The organism is Nocardia sp. NPDC050406, from assembly GCF_044459025.1.
Lineage (GTDB): Bacteria > Actinomycetota > Actinomycetes > Mycobacteriales > Mycobacteriaceae > Nocardia.
In genome coordinates this window covers 2,050,504-2,071,027 of sequence record NZ_JBITIM010000001.1, presented here as the reverse complement: position 1 = coordinate 2,071,027, position 20,524 = coordinate 2,050,504, and the positions used below count along the sequence as shown (strand labels likewise).

21 protein-coding genes are annotated in these 20,524 nt (G+C 67.5%); 11 read left to right on the top strand and 10 right to left on the bottom strand.

From position 1 onward, the window contains the following. The first annotated feature begins 12 nt into the window (after nucleotides 1–12). Nucleotides 13–654: a Dyp-type peroxidase gene (locus ACIBH2_RS09870; protein WP_397115363.1), complete on the top strand. Its 642-nt coding sequence runs from the start codon at nucleotides 13–15 to the stop codon at nucleotides 652–654. Here ACIBH2_RS09870 and ACIBH2_RS09865 read toward each other — a convergent pair. Continuing rightward, a complete protein-coding gene (locus ACIBH2_RS09865) occupies nucleotides 651–1,313 on the bottom strand; it encodes an HAD family hydrolase (RefSeq protein ID WP_397115361.1) in 663 nt (220 codons plus the stop codon). The two genes, ACIBH2_RS09870 and ACIBH2_RS09865, sit on opposite strands and share 4 nt — an antisense overlap. A gap of 151 nt (nucleotides 1,314–1,464) precedes the next feature. Here ACIBH2_RS09865 and ACIBH2_RS09860 point away from each other — a divergent pair, with 151 nt between their 5' ends. After that, on the top strand, nucleotides 1,465–2,658 hold the full coding sequence (locus tag ACIBH2_RS09860; protein ID WP_397115358.1) for a cytochrome P450: 1,194 nt from the start codon (nucleotides 1,465–1,467) through the stop codon (nucleotides 2,656–2,658). A gap of 3 nt (nucleotides 2,659–2,661) precedes the next feature. Here ACIBH2_RS09860 and ACIBH2_RS09855 read toward each other — a convergent pair whose 3' ends face one another. Genes ACIBH2_RS09855 through ACIBH2_RS09845 form a run of 3 tightly spaced genes read right to left on the bottom strand, consistent with a single transcriptional unit; the run spans nucleotide 2,662 to nucleotide 6,040 of the window. Further along, complete coding sequence (locus tag ACIBH2_RS09855) at nucleotides 2,662–3,363, bottom strand: response regulator (protein WP_397115356.1); 702 nt, start codon at nucleotides 3,361–3,363, stop codon at nucleotides 2,662–2,664. Next, the gene (locus tag ACIBH2_RS09850; RefSeq protein ID WP_397115354.1) at nucleotides 3,360–5,894 is read right to left on the bottom strand and encodes an ATP-binding protein; all 2,535 of its coding nucleotides are present in this window, start codon (nucleotides 5,892–5,894) and stop codon (nucleotides 3,360–3,362) included. Before ACIBH2_RS09850 ends, ACIBH2_RS09855 begins: the two co-directional genes overlap by 4 nt. Next, nucleotides 5,891–6,040 (bottom strand): hypothetical protein, encoded by a 150-nt coding sequence (locus ACIBH2_RS09845; protein ID WP_397115352.1) that lies wholly within the window; start codon nucleotides 6,038–6,040, stop codon nucleotides 5,891–5,893. Before ACIBH2_RS09845 ends, ACIBH2_RS09850 begins: the two co-directional genes overlap by 4 nt. Nucleotides 6,041–6,398: 358 nt before the next feature. On the opposite strand from ACIBH2_RS09845, the gene kdpF reads away from it, so the two are divergent. Genes kdpF through ACIBH2_RS09825 form a run of 4 tightly spaced genes read left to right on the top strand, consistent with a single transcriptional unit; the run spans nucleotide 6,399 to nucleotide 11,191 of the window. After that, nucleotides 6,399–6,485, top strand: a complete 87-nt coding sequence (gene kdpF / locus ACIBH2_RS09840) for a K(+)-transporting ATPase subunit F (RefSeq protein WP_397116944.1) — start codon at nucleotides 6,399–6,401, stop codon at nucleotides 6,483–6,485. Next, the gene (gene kdpA / locus ACIBH2_RS09835; protein WP_397115350.1) at nucleotides 6,486–8,156 is read left to right on the top strand and encodes a potassium-transporting ATPase subunit KdpA; all 1,671 of its coding nucleotides are present in this window, start codon (nucleotides 6,486–6,488) and stop codon (nucleotides 8,154–8,156) included. It abuts the gene before it with no gap. A 1-nt stretch (nucleotide 8,157) separates the two neighbouring features. Beyond that, nucleotides 8,158–10,320: a potassium-transporting ATPase subunit KdpB gene (gene kdpB, locus ACIBH2_RS09830; RefSeq protein ID WP_397115348.1), complete on the top strand. Its 2,163-nt coding sequence runs from the start codon at nucleotides 8,158–8,160 to the stop codon at nucleotides 10,318–10,320. Between the two features lies 1 nt (nucleotide 10,321). Further along, on the top strand, nucleotides 10,322–11,191 hold the full coding sequence (locus ACIBH2_RS09825) for a potassium-transporting ATPase subunit C (RefSeq protein WP_397115346.1): 870 nt from the start codon (nucleotides 10,322–10,324) through the stop codon (nucleotides 11,189–11,191). Nucleotides 11,192–11,247: 56 nt separating this feature from the next. On the opposite strand, the gene ACIBH2_RS09820 is transcribed toward ACIBH2_RS09825, so the two are convergent. Then, nucleotides 11,248–11,880 carry an NAD(P)-dependent oxidoreductase gene (locus tag ACIBH2_RS09820; protein WP_397115344.1) on the bottom strand — a complete coding sequence of 211 codons (633 nt, stop codon included), beginning with the start codon at nucleotides 11,878–11,880 and terminating at the stop codon, nucleotides 11,248–11,250. A gap of 74 nt (nucleotides 11,881–11,954) precedes the next feature. Here ACIBH2_RS09820 and ACIBH2_RS09815 point away from each other — a divergent pair, with 74 nt between their 5' ends. After that, nucleotides 11,955–12,542, top strand: a complete 588-nt coding sequence (locus tag ACIBH2_RS09815; RefSeq protein ID WP_397115342.1) for a TetR/AcrR family transcriptional regulator — start codon at nucleotides 11,955–11,957, stop codon at nucleotides 12,540–12,542. Here the strand turns inward: ACIBH2_RS09815 and ACIBH2_RS09810 are convergent. Then, complete coding sequence (locus tag ACIBH2_RS09810) at nucleotides 12,529–12,978, bottom strand: PaaI family thioesterase (protein ID WP_397115340.1); 450 nt, start codon at nucleotides 12,976–12,978, stop codon at nucleotides 12,529–12,531. The genes ACIBH2_RS09815 and ACIBH2_RS09810 overlap by 14 nt on opposite strands. Before the next feature lie 94 nt (nucleotides 12,979–13,072). On the opposite strand from ACIBH2_RS09810, the gene ACIBH2_RS09805 reads away from it, so the two are divergent. Then, complete coding sequence (locus tag ACIBH2_RS09805; RefSeq protein ID WP_397115338.1) at nucleotides 13,073–13,627, top strand: TetR/AcrR family transcriptional regulator; 555 nt, start codon at nucleotides 13,073–13,075, stop codon at nucleotides 13,625–13,627. Between the two features lies 1 nt (nucleotide 13,628). On the opposite strand, the gene ACIBH2_RS09800 is transcribed toward ACIBH2_RS09805, so the two are convergent. The 3 genes from ACIBH2_RS09800 to ACIBH2_RS09790 all read right to left on the bottom strand — a co-directional run bounded on the left by ACIBH2_RS09800 (nucleotide 13,629) and on the right by ACIBH2_RS09790 (nucleotide 17,545). Continuing rightward, nucleotides 13,629–15,713: an acyltransferase family protein gene (locus tag ACIBH2_RS09800; protein ID WP_397115336.1), complete on the bottom strand. Its 2,085-nt coding sequence runs from the start codon at nucleotides 15,711–15,713 to the stop codon at nucleotides 13,629–13,631. An 85-nt stretch (nucleotides 15,714–15,798) separates the two neighbouring features. Next, nucleotides 15,799–17,082 (bottom strand): SLC13 family permease, encoded by a 1,284-nt coding sequence (locus ACIBH2_RS09795; protein WP_397115334.1) that lies wholly within the window; start codon nucleotides 17,080–17,082, stop codon nucleotides 15,799–15,801. A gap of 19 nt (nucleotides 17,083–17,101) precedes the next feature. Then, a complete protein-coding gene (locus ACIBH2_RS09790) occupies nucleotides 17,102–17,545 on the bottom strand; it encodes a CBS domain-containing protein (protein WP_397115332.1) in 444 nt (147 codons plus the stop codon). A gap of 115 nt (nucleotides 17,546–17,660) precedes the next feature. Between ACIBH2_RS09790 and ACIBH2_RS09785 the strand changes: the two genes are divergently transcribed. The 3 genes from ACIBH2_RS09785 to ACIBH2_RS09775 are packed head-to-tail and all read left to right on the top strand — an operon-like array spanning nucleotide 17,661 to nucleotide 19,986. Continuing rightward, nucleotides 17,661–18,110: a hypothetical protein gene (locus ACIBH2_RS09785; protein ID WP_397115330.1), complete on the top strand. Its 450-nt coding sequence runs from the start codon at nucleotides 17,661–17,663 to the stop codon at nucleotides 18,108–18,110. A gap of 53 nt (nucleotides 18,111–18,163) precedes the next feature. Beyond that, entirely contained in the window at nucleotides 18,164–19,534 is a 1,371-nt protein-coding gene (locus tag ACIBH2_RS09780; RefSeq protein ID WP_397115328.1) for a dihydrolipoyl dehydrogenase family protein, read from the top strand. Beyond that, a complete protein-coding gene (locus ACIBH2_RS09775; RefSeq protein WP_397115326.1) occupies nucleotides 19,531–19,986 on the top strand; it encodes a nitroreductase family deazaflavin-dependent oxidoreductase in 456 nt (151 codons plus the stop codon). The genes ACIBH2_RS09780 and ACIBH2_RS09775 overlap by 4 nt, the downstream gene beginning before the upstream one ends. Here ACIBH2_RS09775 and ACIBH2_RS09770 read toward each other — a convergent pair. Next, nucleotides 19,980–20,420: a carboxymuconolactone decarboxylase family protein gene (locus ACIBH2_RS09770; protein ID WP_397115324.1), complete on the bottom strand. Its 441-nt coding sequence runs from the start codon at nucleotides 20,418–20,420 to the stop codon at nucleotides 19,980–19,982. The two genes, ACIBH2_RS09775 and ACIBH2_RS09770, sit on opposite strands and share 7 nt — an antisense overlap. Nucleotides 20,421–20,524 lie beyond the last annotated feature (104 nt).

The following is a 20,524-nucleotide window of genomic DNA, read 5'->3' as shown; positions in this document are numbered from 1 at the left end:
ACGCCGCGAAACATGTTCGGCCACAAGGACGGGACGGCCAACCCGCGACCGGGTACCGCCGACTTCGACGCCGCGGTGTGGGTGCGGGCCGCGACCGAACCCGCCTGGTTCCGTGGCGGCAGCTATCTGGTGTTCCGCAAGATCCGCATGAAGACCGCCGACTGGGACATGTTGCCGCTCGCCGAACAGGACCAGATCATCGGCCGACGGCGCGGCGACGGCGCGCCACTGCACGGCGGCCACGAATTCGACGCGGTCGATCTCGAGGCCCGCGCCGACTCCGGCGAACTCGTCATCGCCCGCGACGCGCATGTCCGCCTCGTGCACGGCATCCCCATGCTGCGCCGCGGCTACAACTACGACTACGGCACTCTGCTCTCGACCGCCACGGGCAGCTCGGAACAGGTTGCGCCGCACAGTCATCCGGAGGGCACCGACCCGAACCACACCCACGGCGGGCACGACAAACTCGATGTCGGGCTGCTCTTCGCGGCCTATATGAACAACCCGCCGGAGCAGTTCATTCGTGCGCAGGCGGCGCTGGCCGCGAGCGACCGGCTCAATGGTCTCGTCCAGCACACGGGCAGCGCGTTCTTCGCCGTGCCGCCGGGTATCGCGCCGGGCGAGTCCATTGCCGCCGGGCTCGGCCTCTAGTCGCCCAGGGACGAGAGCAGTTCTGGCGTCAGGTCTTTCAGCCTGTCGGCCGTGTACGCGGCCAACGCGAGAGCGTCGGCTGCCGGTGGGTACCGCGGATGGGGTACGGCGATTACGGTCATACCCGCCGCGTTCGCCGAGCGCAGCCCATTGCTGGAATCCTCGACCGCCACGCACCGGTCGGGCGAGATATCCAGTCGCGCGGCCGCTTCGAGGTAGCCGTCGGGTGCGGGCTTGCCGCGCTCGACCTCCTCGGTGGAGACGGTCGCGCGGAACAGCTCCGTGACACCCATATGGTCGAGCACCACATCGATGAGCTTGCGCGGTGAGGAACTCGCCAAGCCCAGCGTGAACGCCTCGCTCATGCGCCGCACGGTCTCGGCGGCATCCGGCATGAGCGGCAGCCGCTCGGCGTACCGGGCGCTCATGCGCTCGATGACATCCTCGGCCACCTGCTCCGGGGCGCGCTTGCCATCGAGCAGATCGGCGCTCAGATACCGCGCCCATTCGACGGTGCTCATCCCCATGAGCCGATCCTGGGTATCGGGCAGCCAGCGCCCGCCCAGATCGTCGATGTACCCGCGCCGCACCTCCTCCCAGATGGGCTCGGTATCGATGAGTACGCCGTCCATATCGAACACGATGGCCTCGATTGACATGGGTTCCATGGTCCGCGACGGCCTGGGCGGGTGGACGCGCGGGGTGTCCGCTGAGTGGGACCGTCCTTGCGCAATCGTGCGCGCGGCGGGTCGGGGCGGCTTACGGTCGAAGCGAAACCCGCACACCCGCAAGCGAATACCGAGGTGAGCCGTGAGCGCGGTCATCGACATCTACGATCCGGAACTCTACGTCGACGGGCCGATCCACGAGATCTTCGCCGAACTGCGGCGCACCCAGCCGGTGTACTGGCAGCCCATGCCCGGCGAACCCGGTTACTGGGCGGTCCTCGACCATGCCGATGTCGCGTACGTGGCCCGCAATCCGCTGCTGTTCTCCGCCGAGCGCGGCGGCGTGATCCTGGAGAATCAGCCGCCCGAGCGGCTCGAGATGACCCGCAACATGCTGCTCATGATGGATCCGCCGCGGCACACCGAATACCGCAAACCCCTCGCTGAACACTTCAAGGCCAAGGTGATCGGCGAGCTGGAGGATCGGATTCGCGAGCTCACCGGGCGGCTGCTCGACAGCGTGCACGGTGAGGTCGAGTTCGTGCACGATGTGGCGGGGGTGCTGCCGAGCCAGGTGGTCGGCGGGCTGTTCGGCATTCCGGCGGCGGACTGGCCGAATATCCGGCGGTGGGCCGAACAGTCCACCAGCCAACAGGATCCCGAGCTGATCGGCGATTTCGACGCCACCGCCGAGGTGACCAAGATGGCGATCTACGCCATCGAGTTCGCGACGCGGCGGCGCGCCGAGGAACCGCGCCCCGATCTCACCTCGCTCATTCTGGGCGGCGTCTACGGCGGGCAACCCATGTCCGATATCGAATTCGGCAGCTTCTTCACCCAGCTGGTGACGGCGGGCAACGACACCACCAAGACCATGCTCTCCTCGGGACTGCACCTGCTGCTCCAACATCCGGAGCAACTCGAGGCGCTGCGGGAGGACCCCGGGCTGATTCCCGGTGCGGTGGAGGAGATCCTGCGCTACGCCAACCCGCTGCACTACTTCCGCCGCACCGCCACCGCCGACACCGAACTGCACGGCGTGCCGATCAAAGCCGGTGACAAGGTCGCCATGTGGTACACCTCCGCCAACCGCGACGAGAAGGTGTTCGCCGACCCGCAGCGCTTCGATATCCGCCGAAACCCCAACCCGCACTTGTCGTTCGGGCTGGCGCAGCACTACTGCCTCGGCGTCCACCTCGCCCGGCTGGAGGGGCGGGTGTTCTTCGAGGAGCTCCTCGCCAGATTCCCGAGGATCGAGCAGACCGGCGACGCGCGCCGCATCCGCTCGAACCTCAACAACGGGCTGAAGTCGCTGCCGATTCGCCTGTCGCGGTGAGGATCACGCCTGGAAGCGATACCCCATACCGGCCTCGGTCAGCAGGTGCTTCGGATTCGACGGATCGTCCTCGAGTTTGCGCCGCAACTGCGCGAGATACACCCGCAGGTAATGGGTTTCGGTCGCATACGACGGCCCCCACACCTCGCGCAGGATCTCGCGGCGGCCCACGAGCTTGCCGCGATTGCGCACCAGCATCTCCAGCATTCCCCACTCGGTGGGCGTGAGGTGCACGTCCTTGCCGTGCCGGGTCACCTTCTTCATGGCCAGATCCACTGTGAAGGAGGCGGTTTCGACCACCGGCTCGGCGGCGTCCGCGCTCGCGGCGCCGCGCCGCACCGCCGCCCGCAGCCGCGCCAACAGCTCGTCCATGCCGAACGGCTTGGTCACGTAGTCGTCCGCGCCCGCGTCCAGGGCCTCCACCTTGTCGGAGGAGTCCGTGCGCGCCGACAGCACGATGACCGGCGCGGTGGACCAACCCCGCAACCCTTCGAGCACCTCGATCCCATCCATATCCGGCAGCCCCAGATCCAACACCACCACGTCGGGATGCTTCTCGGCGGCCGCGCGTAGCGCCGCCGCCCCGTTCGCGGCGGTGATCACCTCGTAGCCGCGCACCGACAGGTTGATGCGCAAGGCGCGCAGGATCTGCGGTTCGTCGTCGACCACAAGGACTTTGGTCGACGGTGCGGCATCTGTCGTCACCCGATCTCCTCTGCTGTCTGCGTACCCTCGTCCCAGTCTTCGGAGTCACCGGACCCCGCGGGTAGGTCGATCACCATGGTCAATCCCGCGCCGGGCGTCGGTTCGGCGTGAACGGAGCCGCCCATCGCCTCCACGAAACCGCGCACCACCGACAGCCCCAGCCCCACACCGGTCGAGTTGTCGCGGTCGCCGAGCCGCTGGAACGGCTCGAACAGCTGATCCTCCAGGCCGGTCGGCACGCCGGGACCGGAGTCCACCACCGTCACCGACACCCGGTCCCCGGTGCGCTCCGCGGTCACCCGCACGGGCGTGTCCGAGGGCGAGTATCGCACCGCGTTGTCGATCAGATTGGCCAGCACCCGCTCCAGCAGCCCCGGATCGGCGTACACCGACACGCTGCCGACCTCCACCTTCACCCGGTTCACGGCGGCACGCCGCAACCCCTTGGTGCCCATACCAAGCAGCGCCCGGTGCACCACCTCGTCCAGATACACCTGCCGCGCCGCCGGTTTCACCACACCGACCATGAGCCGCGAGGAATCCAGCAGATTGCCCACCAGCGCCGTGAGCTGATCCACCGATTCCTCGATGGTCTCCAGCAATTCGGCGGTGTCCTCCGGCGAGAACTCCACATCATCGCTGCGCAGGCTCGACACCGACGCCTTGGCGGCGGCCAGCGGGGTGCGCAGATCGTGGCTCACCGCCGAGAGCAGCGCCCGCCGCAGCTTGTCGGCCGCGAGCAGGGCCTGGGCCGCGCTCGCCTCCTCCCGCAACTGGCGCTGATGGACCATTCCGGCGGCCTGATTCGCGACCGCGCCCAGCACCGCGCGGTCACCGGAGCTGAGCTGGCGGCCGCTCAGCAACAGCCAGTGCGTATCGTCCCCGGCCTCGACGGCGGTCTCGGCCTCGGACACCCGCCGCGGCGCGTCCGTGCCCACCGAGGCCACCACGGCGTCGTCGGTGACGAAGCTGACCGCGCGCTGGTTGTAGGTCTCGCGCGCCCGCTCCAGCAGCGTCGGCAGATCCGCGCCGTGCAGCACCGCGCCCGCGAACAGCGTCAACAGCTCGGCCTGCCGAGATGCCTTGCGCGCCTCGCGGGTTCGTTTGCTCGCCACATCCACCAACGCCGCCACCGCGACCGCCACCACCAGCAGCACCACAATGGTGAGGAAGTTGTCGAGTTGATCGACGGTCAGGCTGTAGCGCGGCGAGGTGAAGAACCAGTTGAGCAGCAGGCCGCTCAGCAGCGCCGAGAGCAGCGCCGGGGCGATACCGCCGAGCAGCGACACCGCGATGACGCCGATGAAGAACAGCGCGCTCTCGCCGCCGAGGTTCAGGTACCGGTCCAGCCACAGCGCGTTCACCGCGCAGATGAGCGTCGGCACCAGGAACGCGGCCGCCCACGAGGTGAGCTTGCGATTGCGCGGCAGCAGCGCCTGCCAGCGCATACCGCGCCGGGACTCCTCGTGCGTGACCATGTGCACGTCGATCTTCTGCGATTCCTGTACGACGGTCGCGCCGATGCCCTCGTCGAACATGCGCGCCCACCGCGAGCGCCGCGAGGTGCCCAACACCAGTTGGGTGGCGTTCACCTGGCGCGCGAAATCCAGTAGGGCCGTGGGGACGTCGTCACCGGTGACGGTGTGCAGGGTGGCGTCCAGACTGGTCGCCAGATCCCGCAAACGGCCCAGCCGCCGCGCGGACACCCCGGCGAGCCCGTCGCCGCGCACCACGTGCACCACCACCAGTTCCGCGCTCGCCTTGGTGGCGATGCGGCTGGCCCGTCGCACGATGGTCTCCGACTCCGGCCCGCCGGTCACCGCCACCACCACGCGCTCGCGCGCCTCCCAGGTGGCCGTGATCTTGTGGTCGGCACGGTATTTCGCGAGCGCGGCGTCCACCTGGTCGGCCAGCCACAACAGCGCCAGTTCGCGCAGCGCGGTCAGATTGCCGGGCCGGAAGTAATTCCGCAGCGCCGCATCGACTTTCGAGGCGGCGTACACATTGCCGTGAGAAAGCCTGCGGCGCAGCGCCTCCGGCGTGATGTCCACCAGCTCGACCTGGTCGGCTCCGCGAACCACCCAGTCCGGCACGGTTTCTCGCTGCACCACTCCGGTGATCTGCTCGACCACGTCGTTGAGGCTCTCCAGGTGCTGCACATTGACCGTGGAGACCACGTCGATCCCGGCGTCGAGGAGTTCGTGCACGTCCTGCCAACGCTTCTCGTTGCGGCTGCCCGGCACATTGGTGTGTGCCAGTTCGTCGACCAGCACCACCGCGGGCGCGCGCCGCAGCACCGCCTCGACATCGAGTTCGGGCAGCGTGGCGCCCCGGTATTCGATCATCTTGGGTGGGATGCGCTCGATGCCGGTCAGCAGTTCGGCGGTCTTGTCGCGCCCGTGCGTCTCGACCACGGCCGCGACCACATTCCGGCCGCGGTCGATGCGCCGGTGCGCCTCGGCCAGCATCGAGTAGGTCTTGCCCACACCCGGTGCCGCGCCGAGGTAGATCCGTAGTTGCCCGCGCTTCACTCGTTGATGATCGCGCGCGGGCCGCGGCGGGCGGTGCGCGCCACCCGGACCCGCTGGGGCGTGGGGGCGGTGGCCAGCAGGCGCAGTACCAACGCGGCGGTCAGGAAGCCGAAGATCACCAGCAGGGTGATCGCGATATCCGGCACCTTTGTCTCCTTACCTATGTCGTTCCGGTCGCATGACCGAGTCTCACACTGTCTACCGGCGTAAAGACGGAACGGCCGGACATTAGCGCTTTCTTTACGGGATCACGTCGCGGCTTGACGGGATTCGTCGACACGCCGTGTGTTTGCTGTAAGCGTCCCGTCAAGGAGCGGCGGTGCGCCGCTAAGGAACCGTAAGGGACCTCGAAATTCGGACAACTGGGCGCTTGACTCGCTGAGGCGCATCCCCGGGTGCGTCCCGTAGAGAGAGGTTCCCATTCATGTCCGTCGTGGTGTTCACGGTCCTGACGGTGGCGATCTTCGCCCTGCTCGGACTGATCCAACGAGGAGTCGAGCGGCTGTGATCCAGAACGTTGTCGGACTGGTGTTGGCCGTCGGCATTGCCGTGTTCCTGATCGCGGCGCTGCTGTTTCCGGAGAGGTTCTAGGTGAACACGACAACCGCCGGGATCGTCTTCGTGGCGTCCCTGGTCATCGCGCTGGCCCTGGTCCATGTACCGCTGGGCGATTACATGTACCGGGTCTACAACAGCGACAAGCACTCTCGCGTCGAACGCGGGATCTATCGGCTCATCGGTGTGAGCCCGGGAGTCGAACACACCTGGGCGGTGTATGCCCGCAGTGTGCTCGCCTTCTCCGCGGTGAGCATTCTGTTCCTGTTCTTCTTCCAACTGCTCCAGGGCAATCTGCCGCTGCGCCTGAACGATCCGGGCACCGAGATGACCGCGCCGCTGGCGTGGAACACCGCGGTCAGCTTCGTGACCAATACCAACTGGCAGAACTACGCGGGTGAATCCACCATGGGTCACCTCGTGCAGATGGCCGGGCTGGCGGTGCAGAACTTCGTCTCCGCGGCCGTGGGCATATCGGTGGCGGTCGCGCTGGTGCGCGGCTTCGCGCGCAAGCGCACCGGCGATCTGGGCAATTTCTGGGTGGATCTGGTGAGGGGAACCATCCGAATTCTGCTGCCCATCGCCTTCGTCTCGGCGATCGTGCTGGTGGCCGGTGGCGTGATTCAGAACTTCCAACCGCACGACACCATGGCCACCACCATTGCCGGTGCGCAGCAGACGATTCCGGGCGGGCCGGTGGCCAGCCAGGAGGTCATCAAGGAACTCGGCACCAATGGCGGCGGCTTCTTCAATGTCAACTCCGCGCATCCGTTCGAGAACCCGACCACCTGGACGAACTGGATCGAGATCTTCCTGATCCTCATGATCAGCTTCTCGCTGCCGCGCACCTTCGGGCGCATGGTGGGCAGCCGCAGACAGGGCTACGCCATCGTCTCGGTGATGGGAGTGCTGGCGCTGATCAGCGTGGGGCTCACCAATCTGTTCCAGTTGCAGCACCACGGCACCGTGCCGACCGCCATCGGCGCGTCCATGGAAGGCGTGGAACAGCGCTTCGGCGTAGCGGATTCGGCGACCTTCGCCGCCTCCACCACGCTCACCTCGACCGGTGCGGTGGATTCGTTCCACGACTCCTACACCAGCCTCGGCGGGCTCATGACCATGTTCAATATGCAATTGGGCGAGGTCGCGCCGGGCGGTGTGGGCTCGGGTCTGTACGGCATGCTGATCCTCGCGATCATCACGGTGTTCGTCGCCGGACTGATGGTGGGCCGCACTCCGGAGTACCTGGGCAAGAAGATCACTCCGCGTGAAATCAAGCTCGCCGCGGCGTATTTCCTCGTGAGCCCGCTGATCGTCCTGGTCGGCACCGCCTGCGCCATGGCCCTGCCCGGGCAGCGCGCGGCCATGCTGAACTTCGGACCGCACGGGCTGTCGGAGGTGTTGTACGCCTTCACTTCCGCGGCCAACAACAATGGTTCGGCCTTCGCCGGTCTCAGCGCCAATACCGAATGGTTCAACACCGCGCTCGGCCTGGCCATGGTCTTCGGCCGCTTCCTGCCGATCATTGTCGTTCTCGCACTGGCCGGTTCGCTGGCCGCGCAGGGCGCCACGCCGGAGTCGATCGGCACGCTCCCGACTCATCGGCCGCAGTTCGTCGGCATGGTCGTCGGCGTGACCGTCATCCTGGTCGCCCTGACCTTCCTGCCCGCGCTCGCGCTCGGGCCGCTCGCCGAAGGAATCCACTGATATGACCGCCCCTACTATCGAAAACGTCGCTCCCGCACCGGGATTGCCCCGCAAGGAGCGCGAGTCCGGTGGGCTGTTCGACCCGAGGATGATGCTGAAGTCGTTGCCGGACGCCTTCCGCAAACTCGATCCGCGCATCATGTGGCGCAACCCGGTCATGCTGATCGTGGAGATCGGCGCGGTGTGGTCCACCGTGCTCGCTCTCACCGATCCGAGCTTCTTCGGCTGGGCGATCGTCGTATGGCTCTGGCTGACAGTGCTTTTCGCCAATCTGGCCGAAGCCGTCGCCGAGGGGCGCGGCAAGGCGCAGGCGGATACGCTGCGCAAGGCCAAGACCGACACCGTCGCGCGGCGACTGGTGGACTGGTCACCCGGCGCGCGGGTGGTCGAGGAGCGTGTCGCGGCGCCGGAACTGCGCCGCGGCGACCATGTGGTGGTGGAGGCCGGTCAGGTCATTCCCGGTGACGGCGATGTCGTGGAAGGCATTGCGTCGGTGGACGAATCGGCCATCACGGGCGAGTCCGCGCCGGTCATCCGCGAATCCGGCGGCGACCGCTCGGCCGTCACCGGCGGCACCACGGTGCTGTCGGACCGGATCGTCGTGCGCATCACCCAGGAGCCCGGCGCGAGCTTCATCGACAAGATGATCGCGCTGGTGGAGGGGGCGAGTCGGCAGAAGACGCCGAACGAGATCGCGCTCAATATCCTGTTGGCGGCGTTGACCATCATCTTCGTCTTCGCCGTGGTGACCCTGCAGCCGATGGCCATCTACTCCAAGGCCAACAACCCCGGGGTCCTCGACAGTCTCGCGCTGGACGCGCACGGCATCACCGGCATCGTCATGGTGTCACTGCTGGTGTGCCTGATTCCGACCACCATCGGCGCGCTGCTCTCGGCCATCGGCATCGCCGGGATGGACCGGCTCGTGCAGCGCAATGTGCTCGCCATGTCCGGTCGCGCCGTGGAGGCCGCCGGTGATGTGAACACCCTGCTACTGGACAAGACCGGCACCATCACCCTCGGCAACCGCCAGGCGTCGGACTTCGTGCCCATGCCGGGGGTGAGCGCCGACGAGATGGCCGATGCGGCACAGCTTTCCAGCCTCGCCGACGAGACGCCCGAGGGGCGGTCGATCGTGGTGTACGCCAAACAGGCGTACGACAAGCGCGAGCGCACGCCGGGGGAGCTCACCGGGGCCACCTGGGTGGAGTTCACCGCCCAGACCCGCATGTCGGGTGTGGATCTGCACGACGGGCACCAGCTGCGCAAGGGCGCGGCGGCCGCCGTCACCGAATGGGTCCGTACGCACGGTGGCGAGGTACCCGCCGAGGTCGGCGCGGCCGTGGACGGTATCTCCGCCTCCGGCGGCACACCGTTGGTGGTGGCCGAGCTGCGGGCGGACGAGGCCGGGACGCGGCGCGCCAGGCTGCTCGGCGTCATTCACCTCAAGGACGTCGTGAAGCAGGGCATGCGGGAGCGCTTCGACGAGATGCGGCGCATGGGCATTCGCACGGTCATGATCACCGGCGACAATCCCTTGACCGCCAAGGCGATTGCCGATGAGGCGGGCGTCGACGACTTCCTCGCCGAGGCCACCCCCGAGGACAAGCTGGCGCTCATCAAGCGCGAGCAGGACGGCGGCCGCCTGGTCGCCATGACCGGCGACGGCACCAATGACGCGCCCGCCCTCGCGCAGGCCGATGTGGGCGTCGCCATGAACACCGGCACCTCGGCGGCCAAAGAGGCCGGGAACATGGTCGATCTGGACTCGGATCCGACCAAGCTCATCGAGATCGTGGAGATCGGCAAACAGCTGCTCATCACGCGTGGCGCGCTCACCACGTTCTCCATAGCCAACGACATCGCCAAGTACTTCGCGATCATTCCCGCGCTGTTCGTGTCGCTGTTCCCCGGACTGGACGCGCTCAACATCATGCGCCTGGCCAGCCCGCAGTCGGCCATCCTGTCGGCGGTCATCTTCAACGCGATCATCATCGTGCTGTTGATTCCGTTGGCGCTCAAAGGCGTCGGCTACCGCCCGTCCTCGGCGTCGAAGCTGTTGAGCCGCAACCTCGCCGTGTACGGCGTGGGCGGCATCATCGCGCCGTTCATCGGTATCAAACTCATCGACCTCGTCGTCCAATTCCTCCCGGGGATGTCCTGATATGCGCATGTCAACCTGGATCCGACAGCATGTGGCCGCGCTGCGCGCGCTGCTGGTGCTCACCGTGATCACCGGAATCGTCTATCCCCTGGCGGTTTTCGCCATCGCCCAGCTCCCCGGCCTGAAAGACAAGGCCGACGGATCGCTGCTCGAGGTCGACGGAAAGGTGGTGGGCTCCAGCCTGATCGGGCAGTCCTTCACCGATGCCGACGGCAAGGCCCTGGCGCAGTATTTCCAGAGCCGTCCGTCGGCGGCGGGCGACGGCTACGACCCCATGTCCACCTCGGCCAGCAATCTCGGACCGGAGGACCTGATCGACACCGCCGACCGCACCAGCCTGCTCACCACGGTGTGCGCGCGAAGCAAGGAGATCGGCGACCGCGAGGGCGTCGACGGCAGCCGTCCGTTCTGCACCCCCGAGGGCGTCGGCGCGGTGCTGTCGGTCATCGGCCCGCGCGCGGCCGATGGTGAGGTGGACCATCCGACCAAGGTGGTCAGCGTCAACGAGAAGTGCCCCGCCGCACCGTTTCTGACCGAGTACAAGGGCGTGAAGGTGCAGTGCGCCGCCGAAGGCGAGGACTACTCGATCGGCCGGATCGTCCCGATCAAGGGCACCGGCCCCGACCAGCCCGCCGTCCCGGCCGATGCGGTCACCGCCAGCGGTAGCGGCCTGGATCCGAATATCTCCCCGGAGTACGCGGCCATCCAGATCGCCCGCATCGCCAAGGCGCGCGGTATCTCCGACGACCAGGTGCGCGCTCTGGTCGAGTCGCACACCGACGGCCGCACCCTCGGTTTCCTCGGTGAGCCCCTTGTGAACGTCGTGGAGCTCAACCTCGACCTGGATCAGCGGTACCCATTGCGCGGCTGAGCGTTTCGCACGAGGCCGTCTCGACCGCATGGGGGATCGAGACGGCCCGTCCGGCCTCAATTGGCGACATTGACGTGCTTGCGCACCGCCTCGCCGTCGCTCACCAGGTCGAGCATGCAGGCCGCCAGATCGTCGCGGGTGATCCGAATCCCGAAGACGACATTGCGCTCCACGGCCTTTCGGTACTTGCCCTTGGCGGCCTTGTCGGTGAGCTGCGGTGCGCGCACGATGGTCCACGCGAGATCGCTTGCCTCCACGGCCTGTTCGGCGCGTGACATATCGGCGAGGCTGTGCCGCAACAGCGGTCGCAGAATCAGCGGCTTCACCACGAACCGCGTGAACGGTTCATCGCCCGGCCCCGCGATGCGCGCGCTGTTGCTCACCACGATCAGCCGCTTGGTTCCCGTCCGGTGCATGGCCTCGACAATCGACGCCGCCGCGTCCGCGCAGACCGAGGTCGGGCCCTTCTCCCGCGAGCCGATGGTGTCGAGGACAGCATCGGCCCCCTCGACCGCCCCGACGATCTTCGCCGGATTCATGACATCCGCGGCCACGACCCGCAGCCGGGGGTCCGCGGGCAGTCCGTGCCGACCGCGCACCACCGCCGTGACCTCGTGTCCCGCGCCGAGCGCCTGTTCGACCAGACGTCCGCCGGTAGCGCCGCTCGCACCGAAAATCGTGAGCCGCATGAGTGCCTCCTAGGTTGGTGAGTATTTACTAACCTATAGTGGGTGAGTGCCCACTAACCTGTCAAGAGGAGGACGTGACCTTGGGAACTCGTGATCTGATCCTGGACGCTGCCGCCGACATCCTGCGTCAGCGCGGGGTCGTGCACGCCACGACCAAGGAGATCGCCAAGGCGGCCGGGTTCTCCGAGGCCGCGCTCTACAAGCACTTCAGCGACAAGGAAGAGCTCATCCTGAATGTGCTGCAATCGCGGATGCCCAGCCCGGCGGCCGGAATGCCGACGCCCGGTGCGGCCACCGTCGAAGAGAATCTGTGCGATATCGCGCGCGGCGCGCTGAGCTTCTACCAGGGCTCGCTGCCGCTACTGGGCGGACTGCTGGCGCATCCGGAAAGGATGGCGGCACACCGGGATTCGATGCGCCGCCACGCGGGCGGTCCGGGCCGTGCCATCGCCGCAATCGCGGCTTACCTTCGGGCCGAACAGGAATTGGACCGGGTGGCCGCCGACGCGGATGTCGATACCGCCGCCGCGCTGCTCGACGGGGCCTGTTTCCACCAGGCGTTCCTGCGCTACTACGAGGGCGGTCCGGAGGCCGATCCGGTGCCGGAGGACTTGGCGCGCAGGCTGGTTGGGGGAGTGCTGCGCGGACTCAGCGGAAAATGACGCAGGTGGTGGTGGCGTGGGCGACCAGGCGACCCTGATCGTCGGTGACGCGGCCCTCGGCGGTGGCCGTGGTGCGGCCGACGTGGATGGTGGTGCCGGTGGCGGTGAGCTTGCGGCCGTCGGTCGGGACCGCGCGAATGTAGTTGATCTTCAATTCGAGGGTGGTGTAGCCGACTCCCGCTTCGAGGGTGGTGTGCACGGCGCAGCCCATGACCGAGTCGAGGAGGGTCGCGCAGATGCCGCCGTGCGTGGTGCCCAGCGGGTTGGCGAAATCGGGGCGGGTCTCGAGGGTGAAGACGACCTTGCCCTCCTCCAGGGATTCGGCCTCGATACCGAGCAGATCGCCGATGAAGGGTGGCCGACCAGGCATGGTCATGGCGGTCCGCAGCAGCTCCAGACCGGACAGCTTGGCGTAGTCGATCTCGGCGGCGGTCATCGAATTTCCATCCTTTCGGTGAACCGATCGGTCCACATCTGTCATGATTGGAACATGGACCGATCGGTTCACGCAAGGTTGTCAGGAGGACCTCATGAGTGCCGGACCGCGTGATCGGCTGATCGACAGCACCATCGACCTGGTGCGTGAGCAAGGGGTGCACGGGACCGGCCTGGCCACCCTGCTGGAACGCAGTCGTGCCTCGCGCAATTCGCTGTATCAGCACTTTCCGGCGGGCAAGAGCGAGTTGGTGCGGGCCGCGACCATGGTGGCGGGGGAGCGCATGAACGCCGTGCTCGAACGCATCACCGCCGAGGGGACGGCGCGCCAGTGGCTCGACCATCTACTGAATTGGTGGCGCAAGTACCTGGAGACCACGTCGTTCACCGCGGGCTGTCCCGTGGTCGGCTCGGCGCTGGCCGAATCCGAACCCCAGATCCAGGCCGCGGCCGCGCAGGTCTTCGAGGAGTGGACCGCGCTGCTCGCGAAAGCGCTGACCCGCGACGGGATTCCGGAGGACCGCGCCCGTTCGCTGGCGGGATTCCTGCTCAGCGCTCTGGAGGGTGCCATCGTCCAGGCCCGCGCCATGAAGTCGACCCGCCCGCTCGAGGACATTCGCGATCAGCTGACGGCGTTGCTGCCGGGCTGAGTCACCACCAGCCGAGAATGGGCTGCAGCTGACGGCCCAATTCCGGTGCGAGAGAACGCGAATAGCTCGCGGTGAGGTGGTGTTCGTCGTGGTAGACCAGGATATTGCCCTCGACCACCGCGCAGACCTCCGCCTCGCAGACCGCGTTGCTGAGGTCGAGGGTGTGCACGCGCGGGAACTTGCTGGCCGGTTCTTCGGCCGGGTCGACCGGTGAGAGCGCGTCGGAGCGCTTCATACCGCAGGCGAAGCGGTCGCCGCCCGCCGCGAGACAGTCGATGGCGCGGTAGCGCACGCCGTCGCGGCGCAGCCAGGGCGTATCGCGAATGGCCAGCACATTGAGGTCGCGCTCGGACAGCGCCGACCAGACATCGAGATAGTCGGCGGGGGTCTCGTCGCCGCCCGCGTCGGCGGGGCGGGTGCCGGTGGTGAAGACCCAGTCGGGGCGCTGCTCGCCGAGCCGGTCGATGACCTCCTGGGACCAGTCGCGGCAGTCGGGAATCGGCAGGCCCTTGTACATGGGTTCGGCGGCCACGGTGAGCGGACAGCCCATCTTGAGGAAGACGACCACGCGGAAGTGATGCTGTTCGCCCAGCGCCTGGAAGGCCGGAACCCAGTGTTCGGCATGGGAATTGCCGACCACGGCGATGGTGCGCGAGGCGGTCGTGTCGCCGTACTCGCAGGTGATGACGGCGCGGGTGTCGAAATCCGAGATACAGCCGTCGCGGGTGGGATACGAATTGTCCGCGGGCGCTTCCTGAATGGTCGGGCGCATGGTGGCGCGCGGTACGGGAGCGCGGTCGGCCAGCGCCTCGGCTCCCGGGTAGGCCACCGGGTCGAGGTTGCCGACCGGCTGTTGTTTGGAGCCGTTGATCACCTGCCAGGTGAAGGCCGAGCCGATGACCAGCACGCCGACGGTCGCCACCGCGAAACCCGTGCGCAGCCGATAGTTTCGGTTGCCGGTCGGCTGGGCGCGCAGGCGCAGCGGCTCCTCGATGAAGCGGTTGGTGGCGTAGGCGAGGACCAGCGATACGACGACGACGGCCGAGCCGCCGAGCAATCCGGCTGTGCGGGTGTGTCTTTCGCCGAGCAGGAAGATCAGAATCGGCCAATGCCACAGGTACAGCGCGTAGGCCAGGGCGCCGAGGCGGACCGCCGGGGCGGTGGCGAGCATGCGGTTGACCCACGGCTGTCGCGCCGGTTCGACATGCGCGCCAGCGACGATCAGCGCCACGGTCGCGCCGACCGGCAGCAGCGCTTCGGGGCCGGGGAAGCGCGCCGCGCCGTCGATCAGCCAGCCGCAGGCGACAATCGCGGCCAGGCCCGCGAACGCCAACACCGCGCGCGTGACGCGGCGCAGCGAAATGTGCGGCGCGACAATGGCCAACAGCGCGCCGACCAGGGGTTCCCAAGCGCGCGCGAAGGTGTCGTAGTAGTTCCAGCCCTGCTGGGTCGAAACACCCTGTGTCGCATGGGCGAAGGAGGCCATGGCCGCCATGGCGAACAGCCCGGCCGCGACGGGCACCACCAGATCGGAGCGCCCGCACCGTCGACAGCTCCACACCACCGCCGCCATCGCCGCCAGCAGCGCCAGATACATCTGCCCCTGCACCGACATCGACCACAGATGCTGAAGCGGGCTCACCGCCGGATCGGCCGCCAGGTAGTTCGTCCACGACGTCGCCAGGTACCAGTTCTGGTAGTAGAACAGCGAGGCCAGCGTCTGCGAAGCCATATCCGACCAGCGCGTGTACGGCTGCAGCGTCACCGTCGCCACGGCCACCGCGGCCAGCACCACCACCATGGCGGGCAATAGTCGGCGCAGGGTCCGCCGCAGCGTCTCGCGCACCCCTACCGGCCCGGCTTCGGCGCGGCGCAGCAGCAGGCCGGTGAAGAAGTAGCCCGACAGCACCAGGAACACGTCCACGCCGCCGGAAACCCGCCCGAACCAGATGTGGAACACCACCACCAGCGCGATGGCGATACCGCGCAGGCCGTCGAGGTCGAGCCGGTAGTCGCGGCGGCGCGCGGCGGCGTCACCCGGCCCGGCGGTCGGTGTGGTCAGCGAAGGCGAGGAGGACACAGACATGGCGCGGCAATTCTCGTGCTAACCCCGAGGGTAAGGGAAATCGCCACGCAAAACTTGACCGGAATGTGCCGTTTCTCACGGCTGATCAGGCAAATAGGAAATATCGCAGCCACAGATAGAGCGCCGCGATCGCGACGGTCACCGCCGTCACCACAATGCCCTTCCGGGTGAATTCCCAGAACGAAATCGGAGTGTCCGCGCGGCGGGCGATACCGAGCATGACCACGTTGGCGCTGGCCCCGACGGCGGTGAGATTGCCGCCGAGATCGGCCCCCAGCGCCAGGGCCCACCACAGCGGGTCGGCGCGGTCGCCCATGCTCGCGGCGAGCTCCTCCACGATGGGGCTCATGGTCGCGACGTAGGGGATGTTGTCGATGACGCCCGAGAGCACCGCCGAGACCACCAGAATGAGCATGGTGGCCAGCAAGGCGTCACCGCCGGTGGCGTCGGTGGCCCGGGTGGCCAGCTCCGCGACCACGCCGGTTTTCACCAGCGCGCCGACCATGATGAACAGTCCGACGAAGAACAGCAGGGTCTCCCATTCCACCGCGGCGAGGTAATCCCGTTGTGGAACACCGGAAATCAGCACCAACACCCCCGCGCCGAGCAGGGCCACCACCGAGGGTTCGATCTGGACGACGGAATGACCGACGAACCCGGTGAACACCGCGGCGAGCACGATCGCGGACTTCACCAGCAATCTCGGATCGCGAATCGCCTCCCGTTCGTTCAGCGACATGACGTCGGCCACCCGATCCGGGTCGACGGTGAACGAGCCCCGGAACAGGCGCGGCAGCAGCAGCGTGAGCACCACCAACTCGATCGCGACGATGGGGGCCATATTCCACAGGAAATCGTTGAACGACAGATTCGCCCGGCTGCCGATGATGATGTTGGGCGGATCGCCGATGAGGGTGGCGGCGCCGCCGATATTCGAGGCCAGCACCTCGGCGATGAGGAACGGCGCGGGCGGCACGTCGAGGCGCTCGCACACCAGCAGCGTCACCGGGGCGATGAGCAGCACCGTGGTGACATTGTCGAGCAGGGCCGAGGCACAGGCCGTGATGAGCGTCAGCAGGATCATCACCCGCAGCGCGGATCCCCTGGCGCGCTTGGCCGCCCAGATGGCCGTGTACTCGAAGACGCCGGTCTGGCGCAGCACCCCGACAATGATCATCATGCCGAGCAGCAGGAACACCACATCCCAGTCGATGCCGGTGTCGTGCGAGTAAAAGGCGTCGTCGGAGCTGAGGATGTGCAACGCCAGGATGACGCCCGCGCCGCCGAGCGCGGCGGCGGTCTTGTCGATGCGGTCGGAGGCGATGAGGGCGTAGGCGATGACGAAAACCGCCACCGAGACGGCGGTCACCGGGCCCGTCCCGGCGGGTTCAGTCGGGCAGTGAGGCCTCGAGCAGGCGTGACGCGGTGATCACGCCGAGCAGCTTCTTCCCCTCCAGCACGGCGACGATCGGTGAGCGGTGCCGGGCCATGATCGCGGCCACCTCGATAATGGTGTCGTCGGGCCGCGCGGCGGGGACATCGCTGTACTTCTCCGGTATGACGTCGCGAACCTTCTTGCCGCGCAGCCGTTTCACGGCCTTGTCGCACATGGACTCGTCGAGTACCCCGGCGAGCGCGGGATCGTCCTGCACGTAGCGCGGAATGATGAACCGCACCACCTGGTAGGCGGGCAGTACCGCCTCCGGCAGCCCGTCCCGGCCGATGGCCAGAATTCCGGGCAGCCGATGCTCCGCCAGCAGTCTGGCCGCGTCGAGCGCATCGGAATCCATGGCGACGACGGGAAATTCCTCGGCCAACTGCGCGGCATGCATATTCGCAGGATACGACGCTGTGCCGTGCGGTCACCACAGCAGAATACGTCAAGATCGAATCTGCGGGATTTACGCCCGTGATGCGAAATGGGACCGTCGGAAAGATAATCCGGGTATGGCATCCATGGGGTTATTGGTATTCGGCTTGATGTGCCTGGTCGGTGTACTGGCATTGGTGGGGATCATCGTGGCGGTAACCCGATCGGTGCAGCGGGGGCAGCAGCGCGGGCCCTGGTATCCGCCCGGCAACCAGTACGGCGGCGGCTGGGGTGGCGCGCCGGGCGGCGGACCGTGGCCCGGCGGGTACAACCCGCACCACGGGGGGTACGACGGGAGCGGACACGACCCGAACTTCGGCGGCTACGACGGTGGGCACAACCCGGGCTACGACGGTGGGTACAACCCCGGCTATGGCGGCTATGACGGTGGGTTCAGCGGCCACAGCTCCGGTTACAGCAGCGGATGGGGTGACAGCGGGTCGAGTTCGAGTTCCAGCTCCAGTGACAGCGGTTCCAGCTCCAGTTCGAGCTCCAGCGACAGCGGTTCCAGCTCCAGCAGCTCCTGACCGCTGCGAGTCGTGATCGCGCACCGGTCGCGCACCGACCTATCGTGGATCGCATGACAGTCGAGACGGTGGACGCGGTCGTAATCGGTATGGGTCCCGGCGGTGAGGACGCCGCGACCCGATTGGCGAAGGCGGGACTGTCGGTCATCGGCGTCGAAGGCCGCCTGGTCGGCGGCGAATGTCCGTACTACGCCTGCGTTCCCACGAAAATGATGGTCCGCGCGGCGAGTGCGGTGGCCGAGGGGCGGCGGGTCGACGAGTTGGCGGGGTCGGCGACCGTGCGGCCCTCGTGGGACCCGGTCGCGACGCGGATTCGCGAGGAAGCCACCGACGACTGGAACGACGCCGCCGCGGTGGAGCGCTTCGAGAAGGCCGGTGGCCGGTTCGTGCGCGGGTGGGGTCGGATCAGCGCACCCGGCGAGGTCACCGTCGATACCGAGGACGGCGAGCGGGTGTTCCGCGCCGAGCGCGCCATTGTGCTGAATCCCGGTACGGCACCGGTGGTTCCGTCGATTCCGGGGCTGGCGGAGACGCCGTATTGGACCAATCGCGACGCCGTGCCCGCCACCGAGGTGCCGGAATCGCTGATCGTGCTCGGCGGCGGACCGGTGGCCTGCGAATTCGCGCAGATCTTCGCGCGGTTCGGGGCGGCGGTGACCATGCTGGTGCGCAGCCGTATGGTGCCGAAGGATGAGCCGGAGGCGGCGGAGCTGCTGACGAAAGTCTTCGCGTCCGAGGGTATTTCGGTGCGCACCGGTGTCTCGCCGACCCGTGTCGAACACGACGGGAACGGGTTCAGCGTCCATACCGACGACGGGAACACGCACCACGCGCGGCGACTGCTCGTGGCGACGGGGCGGCACACCGACCTGGCGGCGCTCGGCGTTGGTGCGGTCGGATTGGACGAGGGGGCCAAGGGCATCGAGGTCGACGAGCATATGCGCGCCGCCGAAAAGGTCTGGGCCCTGGGCGATGTCACCGGCAAGGGCGCGTTCACCCATGTGTCCATGTATCAGGCGCGTATAGCCGCCAACGATATTCTCGGAGACTCGAGCGAGTCCGGCGCGTACCACGCGGTGCCCCGGGTGACCTTCACCGATCCCGAGGTCGGGGCGGTGGGGATGACCGAGGAGCAGGCTCGGCAGGCGGGGCTCACCGTGCGGGTCGGGCGGGCCGAGGTGCCCGACTCGACGCGCGGGTGGATTCACAAGGTCGGCAACGAGGGCTTCATCAAGGTCGTCGAGGACGCCGACCGGGGTGTGCTGGTGGGCGCGACCTCGGTCGGGCCGTGGGGTGGCGAGGTGCTCAGCGCGCTCGCGGTGGCGGTGCACGCCGAGGTGCCGGTGGCGACGCTGCGCCGAATGATCTACGCGTACCCCACATTTCATCGCGCCATCGAGGTCGCGCTGGACGACCTGTCATGACGTCCGACCTCGGGGCCAAGCTGCTGCGCACCCGCTGGTTCGTCCGCGCGCCGATCATGCTGTTCCGGGCTCGACTCGGATTCGTCTTCGGAGGCCGGGTGCTGCTGCTCGAACATATCGGCCGAAAATCGGGGGAGCCGCGATACGTTGCGCTCGAAGCGATTTCCCGACCGAATCCGCGCACGGTGATACTCGCCTCGGGCTTCGGCCCGACCTCGCAGTGGTACCGGAATCTCGAGGCGAATCCGAAGTGCTGGGTGAGCATCGGATTCGCGTATCGAGTTCCGGCGACCGCCCGCACGATGACGCACGAGGAGGCGAAAACCGTTCTCGCCGAGTACAAGCGGGTACACGCCAGGGCATACCGGGAACTGGGCGGGATGATCGAGAAGGCGACCGGTGGCAGCATCGACACCGTGCCACTGGTGGAATTGACCCTGAACGGTCAGTAGCCGCCGGGCTGCAGGCGCAGCGGAACGCCGATGCGGTTCCACAGGTTGATCTGGGCGGTGATGGCGACCAGGCCGCCGCGCTCACCCTCGTCGAAATGCTTCTCCACGGCGGCCCAGATCTCGTCGCTCACCCCGTGCGGGCCGAGTTCGGTTACGGCTTCGGCGTATTCGAGCGCGGCCTTCTCGGTCTCGGTGAACAGCGCGGATTCGCGCCACGCGTCGAGGTGGTAGATGCGCTGCTCGGTCTCACCGGCCTTGCGGGCCTCGGTGGTGTGCATGTCGATGCAGAAGACGCAGCGGTTGATCTGCGAGACACGGATTTTCACCAGTTCCCGGATCACCGCGTCGAGAGGGCCCTTGCGGATCGCCATCTCGGCCGCGGCCCATGCCTGGTAGACCTCGGGGGCCAGCTGCGGCAGATTCAGTCGTGACATGTGCTTCGTCCTTTCCTGGAGTGCCGGGCGTTTCCGTACACACCCCTTGGACGAGGCAGCGGTCGATTACGTGACGGGGTCGCGGCTGTGCCCCTCGTCACAGC

What these genes read in the sequence shown, in the direction of transcription:
- ACIBH2_RS09870 (WP_397115363.1), top strand. Translation starts at nt 13, where the DNA reads ATGTTCGGCCACAAGGACGGGACGGCCAACCCGCGACCGGGTACCGCC.
- ACIBH2_RS09865 (WP_397115361.1), bottom strand. Translation starts at nt 1,313, where the DNA reads ATGTCAATCGAGGCCATCGTGTTCGATATGGACGGCGTACTCATCGAT.
- kdpB (WP_397115348.1), top strand. Translation starts at nt 8,158, where the DNA reads ATGACCGCCCCTACTATCGAAAACGTCGCTCCCGCACCGGGATTGCCC.
- ACIBH2_RS09825 (WP_397115346.1), top strand. Translation starts at nt 10,322, where the DNA reads ATGCGCATGTCAACCTGGATCCGACAGCATGTGGCCGCGCTGCGCGCG.
- ACIBH2_RS09820 (WP_397115344.1), bottom strand. Translation starts at nt 11,880, where the DNA reads ATGCGGCTCACGATTTTCGGTGCGAGCGGCGCTACCGGCGGACGTCTG.
- ACIBH2_RS09810 (WP_397115340.1), bottom strand. Translation starts at nt 12,978, where the DNA reads ATGACCGCCGCCGAGATCGACTACGCCAAGCTGTCCGGTCTGGAGCTG.
- ACIBH2_RS09805 (WP_397115338.1), top strand. Translation starts at nt 13,073, where the DNA reads ATGAGTGCCGGACCGCGTGATCGGCTGATCGACAGCACCATCGACCTG.
- ACIBH2_RS09800 (WP_397115336.1), bottom strand. Translation starts at nt 15,713, where the DNA reads ATGTCTGTGTCCTCCTCGCCTTCGCTGACCACACCGACCGCCGGGCCG.
- ACIBH2_RS09790 (WP_397115332.1), bottom strand. Translation starts at nt 17,545, where the DNA reads ATGCATGCCGCGCAGTTGGCCGAGGAATTTCCCGTCGTCGCCATGGAT.
- ACIBH2_RS09785 (WP_397115330.1), top strand. Translation starts at nt 17,661, where the DNA reads ATGGCATCCATGGGGTTATTGGTATTCGGCTTGATGTGCCTGGTCGGT.
- ACIBH2_RS09780 (WP_397115328.1), top strand. Translation starts at nt 18,164, where the DNA reads ATGACAGTCGAGACGGTGGACGCGGTCGTAATCGGTATGGGTCCCGGC.
- ACIBH2_RS09775 (WP_397115326.1), top strand. Translation starts at nt 19,531, where the DNA reads ATGACGTCCGACCTCGGGGCCAAGCTGCTGCGCACCCGCTGGTTCGTC.
- ACIBH2_RS09770 (WP_397115324.1), bottom strand. Translation starts at nt 20,420, where the DNA reads ATGTCACGACTGAATCTGCCGCAGCTGGCCCCCGAGGTCTACCAGGCA.